The following is a 16564-nucleotide window of genomic DNA, read 5'->3' as shown; positions in this document are numbered from 1 at the left end:
GGCCGCATGGCGGGCCGCCATGCCTGGTCGGGTATTTGGATGAAAAGCTGCTGAAGCCGGCCATGGGATTGCGCAAGAAGCTATTTTTATGGTAGCAACCTGTGTTAGCCTGACTGCACCCGACATGTCGCCTCGCGGTTCTTGACCTTGGTCAAGGTAGGGCCCCGCTCGCCAGGGGTACAAAGGCGCATGACCGAGCCTTCGCCACCACCTTCTTCGCCCGCCCGCCGCGCCATTCCGGTGCAGGTGGCGCCGCCCGCCGCGCCGGCCCGGCGCCCGCAGGTGCATGGGCCGTGGCGGCCATCAACCCTGCTCGCGTCACCGCACCGGTTGGGCTTCTTTCTGGCCGCCTTGGTGCTGGTGGTCGCCAGCCTGTGGTGGCTGGCAGTGCAGGTCGACCGCGCCACCGGCGCGCTGGGCATCGTCAGTGCCGTGCCGTCCACGTTGACGCACGCCACGGTGATGGTGTTCGGCTTCATGCCGCTCTACTTTTCGGGTTTTCTGTTCACGGCCGGGCCCAAGTGGCTGAATGTGCAGCCCTACGAAACCATCCAGTTGCGCGTGCCGCTGCTGTTGCAGGCGGTGGGCTGGGTGCTGTGGCTGTGCGGCGCCCATGCCCATGCGGTGCTGGCCCTGGCCGGACTGGCGATGGCGGTAGCGGGCCTGGCGTGGATGGTCGGCATGTTCTGGCGCCTGATCCGTGCCAGCCGGGCGCCCGACCAGGTCCACGGGCGCACCGTGGGCGTGGCTGGCGTGGTGGGCGCGCTCAGCCTGGCGGCGGTGGCGATCTGCGTGTGGCTGGGCCGCGTCGATCTGGCGCTGGTGTGGGTGCGCACCGGTCTGTGGGGCTTCATCGTCGTCACTTACGTCGCAGTGGCGCACCGCATGATCCCGTTCTTCACGTCGAGCGTGCTGCCCATGATCGAGGTCTGGCGGCCACTGTGGGTGCTGCGCCTGATGCTTGGCGTGGCCGCGTTCGAGGTGACTGCCGTGTGGGTCGACACGCTGGCGCCCGCGCCGCACGCGTGGCCGCTGTGGACGGGGGTGGTGATCGTGTTCGAGCTGGTCACCGGCGCCGTGCTGCTGTGGCTGGCGGTGGTGTGGGGCCTGGTGCAGAGCCTCAAGATCCGCCTGCTGGCCATGCTGCACGTCGGCTTTGTCTGGTTCGGGCTCGCGCTGGTGTACAGCGCGCTGTCGCAATTGGTTTGGCTGCTCACCGGCGAAGCGCTGTTGGGCCTGGGCGCGGTGCACGCGCTCAGCATGGGGTTTCTGGGCTCGCTGATGCTGGCGATGGTCACCCGCGTGTCCTGCGGCCACGGCGGGCGGGCGCTGACGGCAGACGACCTGGTCTGGGTGCTGTTCTGGGCGCTGCAGGTCACCGTGCTGCTGCGGCTGGCCGCGGCGGTCCAGGGTGCGCCAACGTGGCTGACGCCGCTGGCGGCGCTGGCGTGGGCAGGCGTGGTCACGGCGTGGGCGCTGCGGTACGCTAACTGGTATGGCAGACCCCGAACCGATGGCAGACCCGGCTGAGGCCAGCGTCGTTGCCGAACCCCGCGCCCTGGGTGACCCGCGCCCACCCGAAGTGGTGGAACTGACCCACGCGTTGATCCACAGCCGGCAGACCATCCTGCCCAAGCGCCTGGGCGAGCCGGGCCCCGATGCGGCTCAGACGCAGCAGATCCTGGCTGCCGCCGCGCAAGCGCCTGACCACCACGCGCTGACGCCCTGGCGCTTTGTCCTGGTGCCGGCTGCTGCACGCCCTGCGCTGGCCGAGGCCTTTGCGGACGCGCTGACCGAGCGCGATGCGGAGGCCACCCCCGAGCAATTGGCCCAGGCACGCGAGAAGGCCTTTCGCGCGCCGCTGGTGCTGCTGGCCGTGGCGCGCCTGCGCGATGCCGACGCCGAGATCGAACCGCACGAGCGCATCGTCTCGGCGGGTTGCGCGGTGCAGAACATGCTGCTGATGGCGCATGCGCAGGGTTTTGGAGGTGCGCTCACCAGCGGCAAGGCGCTGGCGTCTGCACCCTTGCGGCGGCTCTTTGCGCTCACCGAGGACGAGCAGGCGCTGTGTTTCGTCAACATCGGCACCGTGCTCAAGGGCAAGCGCGCCCGTGTTCGACCGCACGTGGCGGACTACGTCAGCGCATTGTCGGGGCGCTGACGTGCTACTAAATGAGAAGCTGCTTGCGCAGTATGGACAAGCGCTGAGGGCCAATTTCACTTGAAGTCTGAGACAACCACATCCACCGTGCATGACAGTGCCCTGGTCCTGTTTTCGGGCGGCCAGGACTCCACCACCTGCCTGGCCGATGCGCTCAGCCGCTTCCGGCGCGTCGAGACCGTGGGCTTCGACTACGGCCAGCGCCACAACGCCGAGTTGGCGCAGCGCGCCGTGGTGCGCCACGAACTGCAGGCGCGCTTTCCGGCCTGGCGCGAGCGGCTGGGCGACGACCATGTCATCGACCTCCAGGTGCTGGGTCAGATCAGCGACACCGCGCTCACGCGCGACACGGCCATCGCCATGGCCGACTCGGGCCTGCCCAACACCTTCGTGCCCGGGCGCAACCTGGTCTTCCTGACTTTCGCCGGCGCGCTGGCCTACCGGCGCGGCCTGCAGGTGATCGTCACCGGCGTGTGCGAGGCCGACTATTCCGGCTACCCCGACTGCCGCGACGACACCATGAAGGCCATGCAACTCGCGCTGTCGCTCGGCATGGACCGGCGCGTGGTGATCGACACGCCGCTGATGTGGATCGACAAGGCGGCCACCTGGCAACTTGCGCACGCGCTGGGCCAGCAGGCCGATCCGGCGGGCGGGGGCGAGGCGCTGGTCGACGTCATCGTCGAGCATTCGCACACCTGCTACGCCGGAGACCGCAGCCAGCGCCATGCCTGGGGCTACGGCTGCGGCGTGTGCCCGGCGTGTGAACTGCGTGCGGCGGGCTGGCAGCGCTGGCGCGCGGGCCCCGCGCCGTCTGCCGTCTGAGGTGCGGGCGCGACACCGCGCAGCCTTTGAGAGCTTGTCTGACAGACGCTGCGTGACACGGCGTGATGATTTGTGAACGATGTAGGCAAGGTGATCGAAGCCCGCATCGGGCTCGCTACCTGTTCACTGTTCTGACCATCGCCATGTCCTCACAACCGCCTTCACGCCCTCGCCCTCTTGCTCACGCGCTGACGCGCCACATGCTTCGAGCGGGTCTGGCGGCTGCCCTGGGGCTCGGCGCGATGAGCAGCCAGGCCGCCGGGCCGGACTGGACGCTGGTCGGCGGCGCTTCGGACGAGTCGTCGGTCAAGCAGGTCGGCGTGATCGCCGGGTGGACGAGGCCGGAGCCGCTGTGGCAAGGCGACACCTGGCGCCTCAGGCTGCGCCACGAAGCCGTGGCGATCGGCTGGCACGTGCCCCGCGCGCGCGACCTGATCGAGGTGGGCTATTCGCCGGTGTTCCGGCTGGAACGCCCCCTTTCGGGTGGCGGCGGGCGCAGCTTCTTCTTCGAAGGTGCGATCGGCGTGCGGCTGCTTTCGCACACGCGCGTGTCCCAGGAACACCGCATGAGCACCGCGTTCCAGTTTGCCGACATGCTGGGTCTGGGCATGCAGTGGGGCCGCGAAGGCCAGTCCACGCTGGGTCTGCGGGTTCAGCACCTGTCGAACCTGGGCATCAAGAAGCCCAACCCCGGCATCAACTTCCTGCAGCTCTACTACACCCACCGGTTCTGAGTGCTTGTTGCGCTACTGAATAAATAGCTGATCGCGAAATACCAGTCTGGGCTACAAGCCAATTTCGCCCTCCGTTGCTCACCGACTCGTCGCTCGTGGCCCTGCTGAAAATCTTTGCGCTCTTCGTCGTTACAGCCCTGGCCGAGATCGTGGGGTGCTACCTGCCGTACCTCTGGGTGCGCCAGGGAAAGTCGGTCTGGCTGCTGGTGCCTGCGGCGGCCAGCCTGGCTCTGTTTGCGTGGCTGCTGACGCTGCACCCGCAGGCGGCGGGCCGGGTGTATGCGGCGTACGGCGGGGTCTACGTCACCGTGGCGCTGGCCTGGCTGTGGGCCGTGGATGCCGTGCGGCCCACGACGACCGACTGGTTCGGCGTGGGCCTGTGTCTGCTGGGCATGGTCGTCATCATGGGCGGCGCGCGGACGCCCTGAGGAGCAGCCCGGGCACCGATCACGTGATCGCGCTGGTTTCGACGCGGTAGCGCGCGCTGGTTTCGCCGCCCTCGATCGGCTGCAGCTGCCAGCGGCGCAGGTGGAAGGGCGCCACGGTCGGCCGGTGGGCGATCGAAAGCAGCGCACCGCCCGCGTGCTGGGTCAGGCTGCGCAGCTTCTCGTACAGGTTCTGTTCCGCCGCCATGTCGAGCGCGCTGGTGGCCTCGTCGGCGAGCACCCAGGCCGGTTTCTTGAGCAGCACGCGCGCGATGGCCAGGCGCTGCTGCTCGCCGCCGCTGAGCTTTTGTGTCCAGTTGTCGCGGTCGTCCAGGCGCCCGGTCAGGCCGGGCAGCAGCGCGTCGTTCAGCGCCTGCTTGAGCTGGTCGTCGGTGTAGTCGCTGGCGTTGTCGGGGTAGGCCAAGGCACCGCGCAGGGCGCCGTCCGGGAAATACGGCCGCTGCGGAATGACCATGGTGCGCGGCGGCAGGGCTACGCGCCCGGTGGCCCAGGGCCAGATGCCTGCCAGCGCGCGCAGGAGGGTGGATTTGCCGCTGCCCGACGGCCCTTGAACCAGCGTGTGTTCGCCGGGCGCGGCGTGCAGCGTGGCGCCCTGCAGCAGGGTGACGCCGGCGGGCAGTTGCAAGGTCAGGTCCTGGGCTTCGATGGCTCCTGAATTCATAGCTGCTTGCGCTTGCTGTGCTTGGGTAGAAGCCTGATTTTGCTTGGAAAGTGCGGCCTCGAAGCTGGTCAGACGCTCGGTTGTGGCGCGCCAGCTGGCCAGGCTGTCGTAGTTGTCGACGAACCACGAAAGGGCGCCCTGCACGCGGTCAAACGCGCTGGAGATCTGCATCAGTTCGCCCAGCTGGATCGCTCCGCTGAAAAAGCGCGGCGCCGCGATGATGAACGGGAACACGGTGGCCGCTTGCCCGAACAGGGCGGTAAAGCCGACCAACTGCTTCTGCTTGGCGATCAGCTTCAGGTAGTTCGCCAGCGCGGACGTGAAACGCGTGTCGAGGTTGCGGTTTTCCACCGCTTCGCCCTTGTCCAGCGCGATCGATTCGCTGTATTCGCGCACCCGCACCAGGTGGTGGCGGAAGTCGGCTTCGCGCTTCTGCTGCTCGAAGTTCAGCCCGATCAGGGGGCGGCCGATGTAGTGCGTCAGCACGCTGCCGACGCCGCAGTAAAGCACGGCCATCCAGACCATGAAACCGGGAATGGTGAAATCGTGCCCGCCGATGTTGAAGCTGAAGCTGCCCGACAGCGACCACAGGATGCCGACGAAGCTGACCAGCGTGACCACCGCGTTCAATGCGCCCATCGACAGGCCGACGGTCTGGCTGGTGAACAGGTTCACGTCTTCCTGCAGGCGCTGGTCCGGGTTGTCGGGCACACGCTGGCCAGGCTCGGGCAGGCCGGCGGCGCCGGTGTCTGGCGCCGGAGCACCTGCGTAGCGACCCAACTCCATCCGGTAGAAAGCCTGGCCCGTCAGCCAGCGGCGCATCAGGTCGCGCGTCATCCATGCGCGCCAGCGCACCTGCAGCAGTTGGGTCAGGTAGAAGCGATAGACCGCGATGACGATGAAGATCATCGCCAGGTAGGTGAAGCGCCCCAGTTGGGTCCAGAACACCGCCGAGTCCTTGTTCTGCAGCGCGTCGTAGAACACGCGGTTCCACTCGTTGAGCAGCACCAGCATGTACACGGCCGCCAGATTGAGCGCAATGATCGCCACCAGAAGGGCGCGCGCCTTCCACTTTTCGGTGGAATTGAAGTAGGGCAGCGACAGATGCAGGACCTGGCGGACGAAGCGCATGAAGTGGGCAGACTTGGCAGCAAGGCGCATGAGGCGGATCCACGGCGTGTGAGGGTCGCCCGATCATAGGGGTGCGCCTCGCTTACCTTTGCCGGCCCGCTCCCGTAGCTTCGCCAGAAGACAGACGCGCGCAGACGGCCTACACTGGCCGGTTTTCCGTGGCCGGAATTCACACCTGCGGAGTGCCGGCCAGGCACGTGAAAGGAGTCGGCACGATGCCGGATTTCGGGTTGGCCCTGCCTCAGGCTGAATGGCCTTACGCGCAGATACTGATGCGCATGGCGCTGGGCCTGTCGCTCGGGCTGCTGATCGGCCTCGAGCGTGAGCGCCGCCGCAAGGAAGCGGGGCTGCGCACCTTCGGCTTCATCGGGCTGCTGGGCACGATGGGCGGTGCCCTGGGCGGCGGCTATGGCCTGATGGCGCTGGCGCTCACCGGGCTGCTGACGCTGATCCTCAACCTCTCGTCGCTGCGCGCCGGGCAGGGCACTGAACTGACCACGTCGGCCGCGATGCTGGTCACCGCCATGGCCGGGGTGTTGTGCGGCCAGGGCCACACACTCACGCCGGCCGCCGTGATGGTCATGGCCACCGCGCTGCTGGCCTGGAAGGAGCGGCTGGCCGATTTTTCGATGGGTGTGTCGGAAAGCGAAGTGCGTTCGGCCCTGCTGCTGGCGATTCTGGCCATCGTCATCTACCCCGCGCTGCCTGAAGGCGCGGTCGGACCCTGGAAGCTGATCGAGCCGCGCGCGGCCTGGGTCACGGTGATCCTGATTGCCGGCATCGGCTTCTTCAACTATGTGCTGTGGAAGCTGTACGGCACCCGCGGCACCGAGCTGTCGGGTTTCTTCGGCGGGCTGGTCAACAGCAACTTCACGGTGATCGAGCTGTCCAACCGCGTGCGCGAGATGGGGGCCGTCTTCGCCGGCACCGCTTACCGTGGCGTGCTGCTGGCCACGGCGGCGATGATCGCGCGCAACGGCACGCTGCTGGCGTTGCTGGCGCCCGCCGCGCTGCTGGGCGCCGCGATGCCGCTGGCGCTGATGCTGGCCGCCAGCGCGCTGCTGGTGACGTGGAGCCTGCACCTGCGCCGCCGTCAGGGCGCCGAGGCCGCGCCGGATTTGCACATGGCGATGCCGTTCTCGCTGCCGCAAGCGCTGAAATACGGCGCCATCTTCCTGGCGCTGCACATCCTGGGAGCGCTGACGCAGCGCCAGTTCGGCGACGCGGGTTTTTACGTCGTCAGCGTGGTGGGCGGCCTGCTGTCCAGCGCCAGCGCGGTGGCGGCGGCGGCCACGCTGGCAGAGCAGGGCGGCATCACGCCGACCACCGCGGGCGTCGGCGCCATTCTGGCGTCGTTCACCAGCATGGCGTTCAGTCTGTCGTTCGTGCTGCGCATGCGCGATACGGCGCTGATCCGGCGGCTGTTCCTGTCGATCGGGGCGATCGCAGCCTGCGGCGTGCTGGGCCTGCTGATCGGCCACCTGGCGCAGCCGTGGGTGCAGACGCTGATCAGCGGGCTGGAGCGGGCGCGCTGACGACACCCATCGGTAGCGACATCAGCTATAAAAAAAGAAGCTGCCTGCGTAGGTTCAGCGAGGGCCAATGCCCTGTGGGCTGGTTGAGACGCTCGTCAGCGGGCCTGCGCGGCGCGCTCACGCTCGCGACGTGCCTGCCGTTCCGCGCGCCGGCGGTCTGCCACGCTGCGGATCTCGTCCTGTGTGAGGTAGCCGTCACGGTTGAGGTCGGCTTGCTCGAAATCGTTTTTGAGCGACGGGCGCAGTCGAAAGCCGATTTCTGCTTCCTTGCGCGAGACGCGGCCATCGCCGTTGGCGTCGAGCATGTTGAACCACTGCAGCGCCTGTGCTTCGCCTTTGCTGACCTGCTTGGGCTCGGCCGCCGCGGCCGTCACCGCAGGTGCCGCTTCTGCCTTGGCCTTGTTGCGTGGGGCGCTGGTCTTGGTCGACGCCGGTTTCTTGGGGGTGGCGCCAGGCTTGGGTGCAGGTGCAGGTGCAGGTGCAGGCGCAGGCGCGGTTGTCTGGGCGCCGGCGAGGCCGGCCCAACTGCATGCCAGTCCCAGCACGATCGCGCCGAAGGGTCGAAGAAGTCTCATGCTATTTGGAGCGTTGGCGGCGCCCGGGGGTTTCCGACACCACGCGGGAATTTGTAACGCCACCGGCCACGTGACCGGCCGGGACATGCTGGGCGGCGTGCTCGATGTGGCCGGTCTGGTCGTCGAAGAAGAAATCGGGCTCGAATTCACGCAGAAACTCACCTTTGGCCAGCCCGCCCAGGAACATCGCCTCGTCCACGCCTACGTCCCAGGACATCAACGTCTGAATGGCTCGCTCATTCGCCGGTGCGCTGCGTGCGGTGACCAACGCGGTGCGCAGGCGCATCGTTTGGCTGCCGGCCTGCTGGAGGCGGTGCAAGGCCGCCAACAATGGCTTGAAAGGACCATCTGGTAGCGGCAAATTGGCCTTGCGTTTCTCATGCGCCTGGAACGCTTTTAAGCCCCTTTTTTGGAAGACCTGTTCGGCTTCGTCCGAAAACAGAACGGCGTCGCCGTCGAAGGCGATGCGCACCTCGTGCGGGTGGTTTTCGCCCGCGCGCGCCGAACCGATGGCCACGCGCGCGGCCGGAAAGCCCATCGCCAGCGCCTGCCGCACGTCGGCTTCGTTGGCAGACAGGAACAGGTGGGCGCCCAGCGGTTTCAGGTAGCGGAACGGGTCGCGCCCCTGCGTGAACACGCCGCGTTCGACCCGCATGCCCGCGGCCGACACGCTGCGAAACACGCGCAGGCCGCTGACCGGGTCGTTGCGCGACAGCACCACGACTTCCACGCGTTGGTGGTCGGGCTCGTTGAAGGCCAGCAGCTTCTTGACCAGCGAGAACGCCACCCCCGGCGGCGCCGGCACGTCGATGCGCTGCATCTGCAAATCGACGTAGGCCTGGGGGTCGCCGGTCTCGAACAGGCGGTTCTCCTCCTCGAAGTCGAACAACGCGCGCGAAGAGATCGCGACGACGAGCTGATCCTGGAGCGAAACGGGCATGGGTCAGCGCAAGGCAGGCGTCACTTGACCCACTGATTCATCTGGATGATCGGCAGCATCACGGCCAGCACGATCAGCATCACCACCACGCCCATGGTCAGGATCAGCAGCGGTTCGAGAACGGTGGCCAGTTGCATGGCACGGCGCTGCACCTCGGCCGACAGCTGGTTGGCGGCGCGCTGCAGCATGGTCGGCAACTGGCCCGTCTGCTCGCCCAGGCGCGCGAACATTGACAGCAGGCCCGGAAAGCGCTTCTTTTGCGACAGGGCGGACGCCAGCGGTGCACCCTCGCGCACCATCACCAGCGCGTCTTCGGCGTCGGCCCGCATGGCCTGGTTGTGCAAGGTTTCGGCGGCCGCCTGCAGGCTGCGCAGGATCGGCACCCCTGCGCCCGCCAGCATGGCCAGGGTGCCGGCAAAGCGGGCGGCGTTGTAGCCGCGCGCCAGCCGGCCGATCAGTGGTAGCCGCAGCCAGGCAGCGTCGAAGCGTTGCCGTGCGGCGGGTCGACGCAGCGCCAGACGAAACATCACGGTGATGACGATCAGCGCACCCAATGCCCACCAGCCATAGTGGCGCACCGCGTCAGACAGCGCCAGCATGGCGGACGTCAGCCACGGCAGGCTGTGCTTGGTGCCAGTGAACACCGTGGCCACCTGAGGTACCACGTAGCTCACGAGAAAGCCGACGATCACGATCGCCGCGGCCGTGACGATGGCTGGGTACAGCGCCGCGCCAATCAGCTTGGCGCGCAGCGCCTGCCGTTCTTCCAGGTCATCGGCCAGGCGTTCGAGCACCGTGCCGAGGTGTCCGCCTTGCTCGCCGGCGGCGATGACGGCGGTGTACACGGGCGAGAACGCGCTCGGATGCAGCGCCATGGCCTTGGCCAGTGAGGAGCCGGCGTTGACCTCGGCGCGCAAGGCGGCGATCAGGTGCCGCTGCCGCACATCGTCGGATTCGTCTGCCAGGGCCGAGAGCGAGCGCTCCAGCGGAAGGCCCGAGCCCACCAGTCCGGCCAGTTGGCGCGTCCAGATCGCCAGTTGCGTGCTGTTGAAGGCCCGCTTACCCCAGGCCCGGGTCTGTGGCACGCCGGCCGCGCTTGCCTCGCCCATCGACACCGGTTCTACCTGAATCGGCACCAGTGCCTGCCCGCGCAGCAGCGTGCGCGCGGCCTTGACCGTGTCGGCCTCGACCACGCCCTTGCGGGTCTTGCCATCGGCTTGCAGCGCTTCAAAGGTGTAGGCGGGCACGAAAGATCAGCGTTCGGAAATCGGTCGAGCCGCCAATGGTAGCGGCTGCGATGCGGTACCTGATCGTTGCACGTGGCTTTGGTATCGAAGCGGGTCGCCGGAAGCGGATTTTCCGGCGCGAACCTGGTTCGACGGCCAGGTCAAAGCCGTTCGCCGTCGTCTAGAGTTCGTCGACCAGCCGCGCGAGCTCCTTGGTCTTTTCCTGCCAGACGGTCCAGTCGATTTCAGACTTCTGGCGGGTCAGGGTGACCAGCAGCATGCCCGTGCCGCAGGGCAGCAGGGTGATGCGGCCGTGGGCATGCATCATGACCGAGGCGCGCAGGTCGCCGAGGTCTCGAAATTGGTCCGAAAGGCGCGTGTACAGGCGCCAGTAGTCGCTGGCGGCTTCGGCAAAGGTTTGTACGCCATCGATCTGGCCGGCGTGATTCCACACCATGCCCGCTTCGATTTCGACCAGTGCGCAGCCTTCCAGCCCCGGCATGGCGGCCATGGCCTCGACGGCCTCTTGCAAGCGCTTTTCTTTCATGCTTCGGCCAGCGACTTGGCGAACTGCGCAGTCCGGTACGAGACCTGGCCCAGGATGGCGCTGCCATCGGCGATCACGTTGATGACCAGGTCGGCGTCCGGACGGTGCACGCTGAAGACCACGGCGAACCCAGACTCGGTGTCGATCGTGACGCTCTTGTTGCGGCCCAGGCTCGCTTCTTGCGAGACGACCGAACTGATGGCCGAGATCGAACTCGCCATGGCTGCCACGCGCGCAGGATCGCCCTGCCGCATGGCGGAGGCTACGTCAAAGCCGTCCACCGTGGCCACGACGACGGCGGTGACGCCATTCACCTCGCTCAGGATGTTCTCAGCTTCTCGCGAAGCAATGACCTTGGCCGAGGGTGCCAGATTGATCTTCACTGACATGGATTCATTCTCCAAACATGCCGGCTTCTAGTTGCGCCAGCAAAGTATCGATGAGCAGGATCACGTCGTCGCGCTTGCGCACGTCGACTTCGAGGACGGGCAGCACACGCCGGTGGCGGGCCAGTTCGTCGATGTAGTCGTCGAGTGTCGGCGACGGGTGTTCAGCGAGTCGGCCAATTCCGATGGCACAGGGCATGACGTCCAGGTCGTCGGCAAAACCTTCGAGGTAGACGCGCAGATCGGCCAGGGGGTCGGGTCGGGAGTTGTCGGTCAGGATGATCATGCCCAGCGCGTTCTTGGACAGGATCTTCCAGAGGAAATCGAAGCGCGATTGCCCCGGGGTGCCGAACAGGCGGATGCGGTCGCCGTTGTCCAGAGTGAACTGGCCAAAGTCCAGGCCCACCGTGGTGCGTTCCTTGGTGTGCGACAGGTCGTTGTTCTCGACGTCGGTGACGACCGGGGGGGTTTCGCTCACCGCGCCGATGGCCGTGGTCTTGCCTGCGCCCATCGTGCCGGTGAACAGAATCTTGTACTCGTTCATGGTGTTATTGCAATCGGATCACAGGCCCAGGCGGCGGCGGATGCCGGAGATCAGTCCGCGGGCAAAGGTAGGCTTGGCCGTCGCGGCAGTGAGCGCCGAGCGGCTCGGCGCCTGCGCCTGGACGGAGGGCGGCGGAGCGATGGGTTCCTGCTGCACTTCCACCAGACCGGTCGTTTGCAGAGTCTGGAGGAACGCCTGGCACTCGTTCACAGCCTGACCACTGATGGTCGACAGCTCGGCCGCATTGAGTGCGCGCCGCGAGAGAATGGTCGCCATCCTGATGCGGTTCGGATCGCTGCGCAACAGCGCTGCCGGCGGCCAGCGGCGCAGCTTGAAGCGCAGCGGGCTGACCGGGATTTCGGGCGGTTCGGTCGCGGTGGTGAGCGCGGGTTCGCTGAGGGCGCCCGCCAGCTGCGTCACCGGGCGCGTGTCCTGAAAGCCGTACTCGATCGAATTCAGCCACGCCTGCAGCTTGTCGGCGCGGATGGGGCGCGACAGCGTATCCGGTCCGCCTTCGTCGTTCATGCGCGTGAGTCGCAGCACGGATTTCGCCATGTGGGCCGCTTCAACGCTCACGTCGCCACTGGTGCCATCGACGAGCAGCGCGTCGTACGGCGGTGCGGAGACGAACGTCCAGTTGAAATCGCCGCCATGTGCGTACAGGCGGAACAAGGTCTGGACCAGCACGACTTCGGCAGCGGGCAGCTTGTAGGCACCGAGTCTCAGGTTGGACATGATCACTAGGTCGTAGGGTGTTCTGGAGTGGCGCAGGCCTAAGGCTTGAAAGCTGCCGCACGCCACGGAAAGACCGGACACCAGGCCCGCATCGCCCGCAGGGATGCTCAAGCCTGTCGCAGTCGGACGATCAGAGTATATTTTTGACATCCGTCGCCACCGACGGCAGATGCTGCCGATCTGAGCAGTAATGCGCACAACCCGCGCCAGACCACGTCGTCCGTCGCTTTTTGGCGCCGACGCTACGCTCCTCCCTGTTCCGATTTCGCTGATTCGTCCCCCCATGTTTGTTCATCTTCGACTCCACACTGAGTTTTCCGTTGTCGACGGCATTGCCCGGGTGGACGATGTCATTGCCAGCGCAGCGGCCGACCGGCAGCCTGCGCTGGCCATCACCGACCTCAACAACCTGTTCGGCGCCATCAAGTTCTACAAGACGGCGCGGGGCAAGGGCGTCAAGCCAATCGTCGGGGCGGAAGTCTTCCTGGAGCCAGCAGATCAGGAGTCCGATGCACCCTCGCGCGTGTTGTTGCTGGTGCAGAACCGACAGGGTTACCTGAACCTGTCGGAGTTGCTGGCGCGTGCCTGGACACAAGGCGTGGTCAAGAACATCGCGGTGGTGCGCTGGTCCTGGCTGCAGGAGCTGTCCGGCGGGTTGATCCTGCTGTCGGGCGCGCAGGCCGGCCCGGTCGGCCAGGCATTGATGCAGGGCAATACGGCGCTGGCGAGCGATCTGGCGCTGCGCTTGGCCGAAATCTTCCCGCATCGGCTGTACCTTGAGCTCCAGCGCGCAGGCCGCGCCGAGGACGAACGCCACATCGCCGCCGCGGTGGCGCTGGCCGCCCGACTCAAGCTGCCCGTGGTGGCCACGCACCCGGTGCAGTTCATCCGCGCCGACGACTACGAGGCCCACGAAGCGCGCGTGTGCATTTCCGACGGCGAAATTCTGGGCAACCCGCGCCGCGTGCGCCGTTTCACCCAGGACCAGTACTTCAAGACCGCGGGCGAGATGACGGCGCTGTTTGCCGATCTGCCCTCGGCCCTTGCCAACAGCGTGGAAATCGCCAAGCGCTGCAACCTGACGCTGGAGCTGGACAAACCGCAACTGCCCGACTTCGCGGTGCCCGAAGGTCACACGATCGACACCTATTTCCGCCAAGCCTCGTTCGATGGGCTGGAAGAACGGCTGGCGCAGTTGTATCCCGACCAGGCGCAGCGCGACGCACAGCGCGCTGCCTACGTCGAGCGCCTGGAGTTCGAGATTGCGACCATCCTCAAGATGGGCTTTCCGGGCTACTTCCTGATCGTGGGCGACTTCATCAACTGGGCCAAGGAAAACGGCTGCCCGGTGGGGCCGGGACGAGGCTCCGGCGCGGGCTCGTTGGTGGCTTACGCGCTGAAGATCACCGACCTGGATCCGCTGCAGTACAAGCTGCTGTTCGAACGCTTCCTGAACCCCGAGCGCGTGTCGATGCCCGACTTCGACATCGACTTCTGCCAGGCCAACCGCGACCGCGTCATCGACTACGTCAAGGCCAAGTACGGCAAGGACGCGGTCAGCCAGATCGCCACCTTCGGCACCATGGCCGCGCGCGCCGCGATCCGCGACGTCGGCCGCGTGATGGACATGGGCTACGGCTTTTGCGACGGCATCAGCAAGCTGATTCCCAACAAGCCGGGCATGGCCGTCACGCTGCAGTACCCGCCCAAGCCCAAGAAGGACGGCGACAAGAACAACTACGCGATCGAGATGGAGCCGATCCTGGCCGAGCGCATCGAACGCGAGGAAGAGGTCAAGACCCTGGTCGAGATGGCGCAAAAGCTCGAAGGCATGACGCGCAACATCGGCATGCACGCGGGCGGCGTGCTGATCGCGCCGGGCAAGCTGACCGACTTCTGCCCGCTCTACCAGCAGCCGGGCAGCGAATCGGCCGTCAGCCAGTACGACAAGGACGACGTCGAGGCGATCGGCCTGGTCAAGTTCGACTTCTTGGGCTTGGCCACGCTGACCATTCTGGAAATCGCACGCGAGCTGATCGTGCGGCGCCACCCGGGCCAGAAGGACTTCGCCTTCGAGACGATTCCGCTGAAAGATGCTGCCACCTACAAGCTGTTCCAGGACGGCCGCACCGAAGCCGTGTTCCAGTTTGAAAGCCGCGGCATGCAAGGCATGCTGCGCGACGCCAAACCGACGCGGCTGGAAGACCTGATCGCGCTGAACGCGCTATACCGCCCGGGCCCGATGGACCTGATCCCCAGCTTTGTCGCGCGCAAGCATGGGCGCGAGGAAGTCGAGTACCCGCACCCGCTGGTGGCCGACATGCTGAGCGAAACCTACGGCATCATGGTCTACCAGGAGCAGGTGATGCAGACCGCGCAGATCCTGGGCGGCTACAGCCTGGGCGGCGCCGACCTGCTGCGCCGCGCCATGGGCAAGAAAAAGCCCGAGGAGATGGCCAAGCACCGCATCATCTTCCGTGAAGGTGCGGCCAAGAACGGCATCAGCGAAAGCAAGGCCGACGAAGTCTTCGACCTGATGGAGAAGTTCGCGGGCTACGGCTTCAACAAGTCGCACGCCGCCGCGTACTCGCTGCTGGCCTACCACACGGCCTGGCTCAAGGTGCATTACACGGCGGAGTTCTACTGCGCCAACATGACCGTGGAAATGGACAACACCGACAAGCTCAAGGTGTTGTACGAAGACGCGCTGCGCTCGGGCATCGCCTTTGAGCCGCCCGACGTCAACCGCGGCCTGTACCGGTTTGAGCCCGTCAGCGACACCCAGATCCGCTACGGCCTGGGCGCCATCAAGGGCACGGGCCAGCAGGCGATCGAGGCCATCATCGCGGCGCGCGAAGGGCGCGGCGGCGGCTCGTCCGGCAGCGAAGTCGGGCCCTTCACCTCGCTGTTCGACTTCTGCCGGCGCGTGGACCGCAGCCGCGTCAACAAGCGCACGGTGGAAGCGCTGGTGCGCGGCGGCGCGTTCGATGCGCTGCACATGGACCGCGCCGCGCTGGCCGCGGCCATCGACCTGGCGTTTGAATACGCCGCCAACAACGAGGCCAACGCCAACCAGGGCGGCCTGTTCGACCTGCTGGGCGACGGCCACGGTTCGGTGTCGCAAGAGCCGGCGCTGCCCACCGTCAAGCCCTGGGGCGTGAAGGAGCGCCTCAGCTTCGAGAAGACCGCCATCGGTTTTTACCTGTCCGGCCACCTGTTCGACGAGGTCGAGCGCGAGGTGCGCCAGTTCGTGCGCCGCCCGCTGGCCGAATTGACCGACAGCCGCGAGCCGCAGCTGCTGGCCGGCATCGTCGGCGATTTCCGCGTCATCAACGGGCAGCGCGGCAAGCTCGGCCTGTTCAAGCTGGACGACAAGTCGGGCGCGCTGGACGCGCGGGTAGACGAAGCGCTGATCAACCAGCACAGGAACCTGCTGAAGGACGACGAATTCATCGTCGTGCTGGCCAAGGTCATGCAGGACCGCTTCTCCGGCGGCCTGCAGCTGAACATCACCCAGGTGTGGGACCTGCCCGCGGCGCGCTGCCGCTTTGGCAAGTTCCTGCGCGTGGCCGTCAACGGCAAGGCGCCCGACGTGCGGCGCCTGCTGGCCGAGTACCCGCCGCAGGTCGAGCCGACCGAGCACGGCGACGTGCTGCGCGGCCTGGCCGTGCGCCTGCTGATGGAACGCCACTCGCCCAAGGGTGGCGCCATGGCCCAGCTGCAGCTGGGCGAGCAGGCACGCTTCTACCCCAGCGACGCCGCGCTCGCCAGCTGGATCGCCCAGGCGGATGAGGGCCGCGCGGCGGTGGTGTACGAGTAAGTGGCCCGCATGGCACGGGCATAGAGCCAATTTGCTATTTAAAAAGTAGCTGTCTGCGAAGGTGGTTGTAGGGCGGATTCAATTCCAAGTGCAACGTTGATTCAATGCGCGGAGTCATCACGCTGGGTCAATTGGTGCAGGTGCTGGGTATAGACCTCAAAGGGCGAGCGGTAGCCCAGAGTCATTCTGGGGCGGCCATTGAGCTCATCGGCCACGGCGTCGAGTTGCTGCTGGGTATAGCCGCTTAGGTCGCTGCCCTTGGGGAAGTACTGGCGCAGCAGTCCGTTGGTGTTCTCGT

Annotated in this window: 16 protein-coding genes; 7 read left to right on the top strand and 9 right to left on the bottom strand. The window is 66.6% G+C overall.

The annotated features are described in order from the left end of the window. The first annotated feature begins 189 nt into the window (after positions 1-189). From FVQ98_RS07330 to FVQ98_RS07310, 5 genes are all read left to right on the top strand, one after another. A complete protein-coding gene (locus tag FVQ98_RS07330; RefSeq protein ID WP_147912788.1) occupies positions 190-1530 on the top strand; it encodes an NnrS family protein in 1341 nt (446 codons plus the stop codon). Beyond that, positions 1496-2161, top strand: coding sequence for a nitroreductase family protein (locus FVQ98_RS07325; RefSeq protein WP_147912787.1), 666 nt, complete (start codon positions 1496-1498; stop codon positions 2159-2161). The genes FVQ98_RS07330 and FVQ98_RS07325 overlap by 35 nt, the downstream gene beginning before the upstream one ends. 87 nt (positions 2162-2248) lie before the next feature. Beyond that, positions 2249-2986, top strand: coding sequence for a 7-cyano-7-deazaguanine synthase QueC (gene queC, locus FVQ98_RS07320; protein WP_147912926.1), 738 nt, complete (start codon positions 2249-2251; stop codon positions 2984-2986). Between the two features lie 200 nt (positions 2987-3186). Next, complete coding sequence (locus FVQ98_RS07315) at positions 3187-3720, top strand: acyloxyacyl hydrolase (RefSeq protein ID WP_147912786.1); 534 nt, start codon at positions 3187-3189, stop codon at positions 3718-3720. 95 nt (positions 3721-3815) lie between these two features. Next, the gene (locus FVQ98_RS07310; RefSeq protein WP_147912785.1) at positions 3816-4148 is read left to right on the top strand and encodes a YnfA family protein; all 333 of its coding nucleotides are present in this window, start codon (positions 3816-3818) and stop codon (positions 4146-4148) included. Between the two features lie 19 nt (positions 4149-4167). On the opposite strand, the gene FVQ98_RS07305 is transcribed toward FVQ98_RS07310, so the two are convergent. Next, positions 4168-5988, bottom strand: a complete 1821-nt coding sequence (locus FVQ98_RS07305) for an ABC transporter ATP-binding protein/permease (RefSeq protein ID WP_147912784.1) — start codon at positions 5986-5988, stop codon at positions 4168-4170. Positions 5989-6173: 185 nt separating this feature from the next. Between FVQ98_RS07305 and FVQ98_RS07300 the strand changes: the two genes are divergently transcribed. After that, positions 6174-7493, top strand: a complete 1320-nt coding sequence (locus FVQ98_RS07300; protein ID WP_147912783.1) for an MgtC/SapB family protein — start codon at positions 6174-6176, stop codon at positions 7491-7493. Between the two features lie 95 nt (positions 7494-7588). On the opposite strand, the gene FVQ98_RS20055 is transcribed toward FVQ98_RS07300, so the two are convergent. From FVQ98_RS20055 to FVQ98_RS07265, 7 genes are all read right to left on the bottom strand, one after another. Next, positions 7589-8068, bottom strand: coding sequence for an EF-hand domain-containing protein (locus FVQ98_RS20055; protein WP_255507676.1), 480 nt, complete (start codon positions 8066-8068; stop codon positions 7589-7591). A gap of 1 nt (position 8069) precedes the next feature. Further along, complete coding sequence (locus FVQ98_RS07290; protein ID WP_147912782.1) at positions 8070-9008, bottom strand: 5'-nucleotidase; 939 nt, start codon at positions 9006-9008, stop codon at positions 8070-8072. A 20-nt stretch (positions 9009-9028) separates the two neighbouring features. Then, positions 9029-10255: a type II secretion system inner membrane protein GspF gene (gene gspF / locus FVQ98_RS07285; protein WP_147912781.1), complete on the bottom strand. Its 1227-nt coding sequence runs from the start codon at positions 10253-10255 to the stop codon at positions 9029-9031. 160 nt (positions 10256-10415) lie between these two features. Beyond that, complete coding sequence (locus tag FVQ98_RS07280; protein WP_147912780.1) at positions 10416-10781, bottom strand: hypothetical protein; 366 nt, start codon at positions 10779-10781, stop codon at positions 10416-10418. Further along, positions 10778-11170 (bottom strand): roadblock/LC7 domain-containing protein, encoded by a 393-nt coding sequence (locus tag FVQ98_RS07275; RefSeq protein WP_147912779.1) that lies wholly within the window; start codon positions 11168-11170, stop codon positions 10778-10780. Before FVQ98_RS07275 ends, FVQ98_RS07280 begins: the two co-directional genes overlap by 4 nt. A 4-nt stretch (positions 11171-11174) precedes the next feature. Further along, positions 11175-11711: a GTP-binding protein gene (locus tag FVQ98_RS07270; protein WP_147912778.1), complete on the bottom strand. Its 537-nt coding sequence runs from the start codon at positions 11709-11711 to the stop codon at positions 11175-11177. Between the two features lie 18 nt (positions 11712-11729). Then, on the bottom strand, positions 11730-12446 hold the full coding sequence (locus FVQ98_RS07265; protein ID WP_147912777.1) for a hypothetical protein: 717 nt from the start codon (positions 12444-12446) through the stop codon (positions 11730-11732). A 283-nt stretch (positions 12447-12729) separates the two neighbouring features. On the opposite strand from FVQ98_RS07265, the gene dnaE reads away from it, so the two are divergent. Beyond that, positions 12730-16266, top strand: coding sequence for a DNA polymerase III subunit alpha (gene dnaE, locus FVQ98_RS07260; RefSeq protein ID WP_147912776.1), 3537 nt, complete (start codon positions 12730-12732; stop codon positions 16264-16266). Between the two features lie 101 nt (positions 16267-16367). Here the strand turns inward: dnaE and FVQ98_RS07255 are convergent. Beyond that, the coding region (locus FVQ98_RS07255; protein WP_147912775.1) for an IS30 family transposase at positions 16368-16564 on the bottom strand (197 nt) is incomplete at its 5' end.

Source organism: Ottowia flava, assembly GCF_008017535.1.
GTDB lineage: Bacteria > Pseudomonadota > Gammaproteobacteria > Burkholderiales > Burkholderiaceae_C > Ottowia > Ottowia flava.
This window is presented reverse-complemented; position numbering and strand designations above follow the sequence as displayed.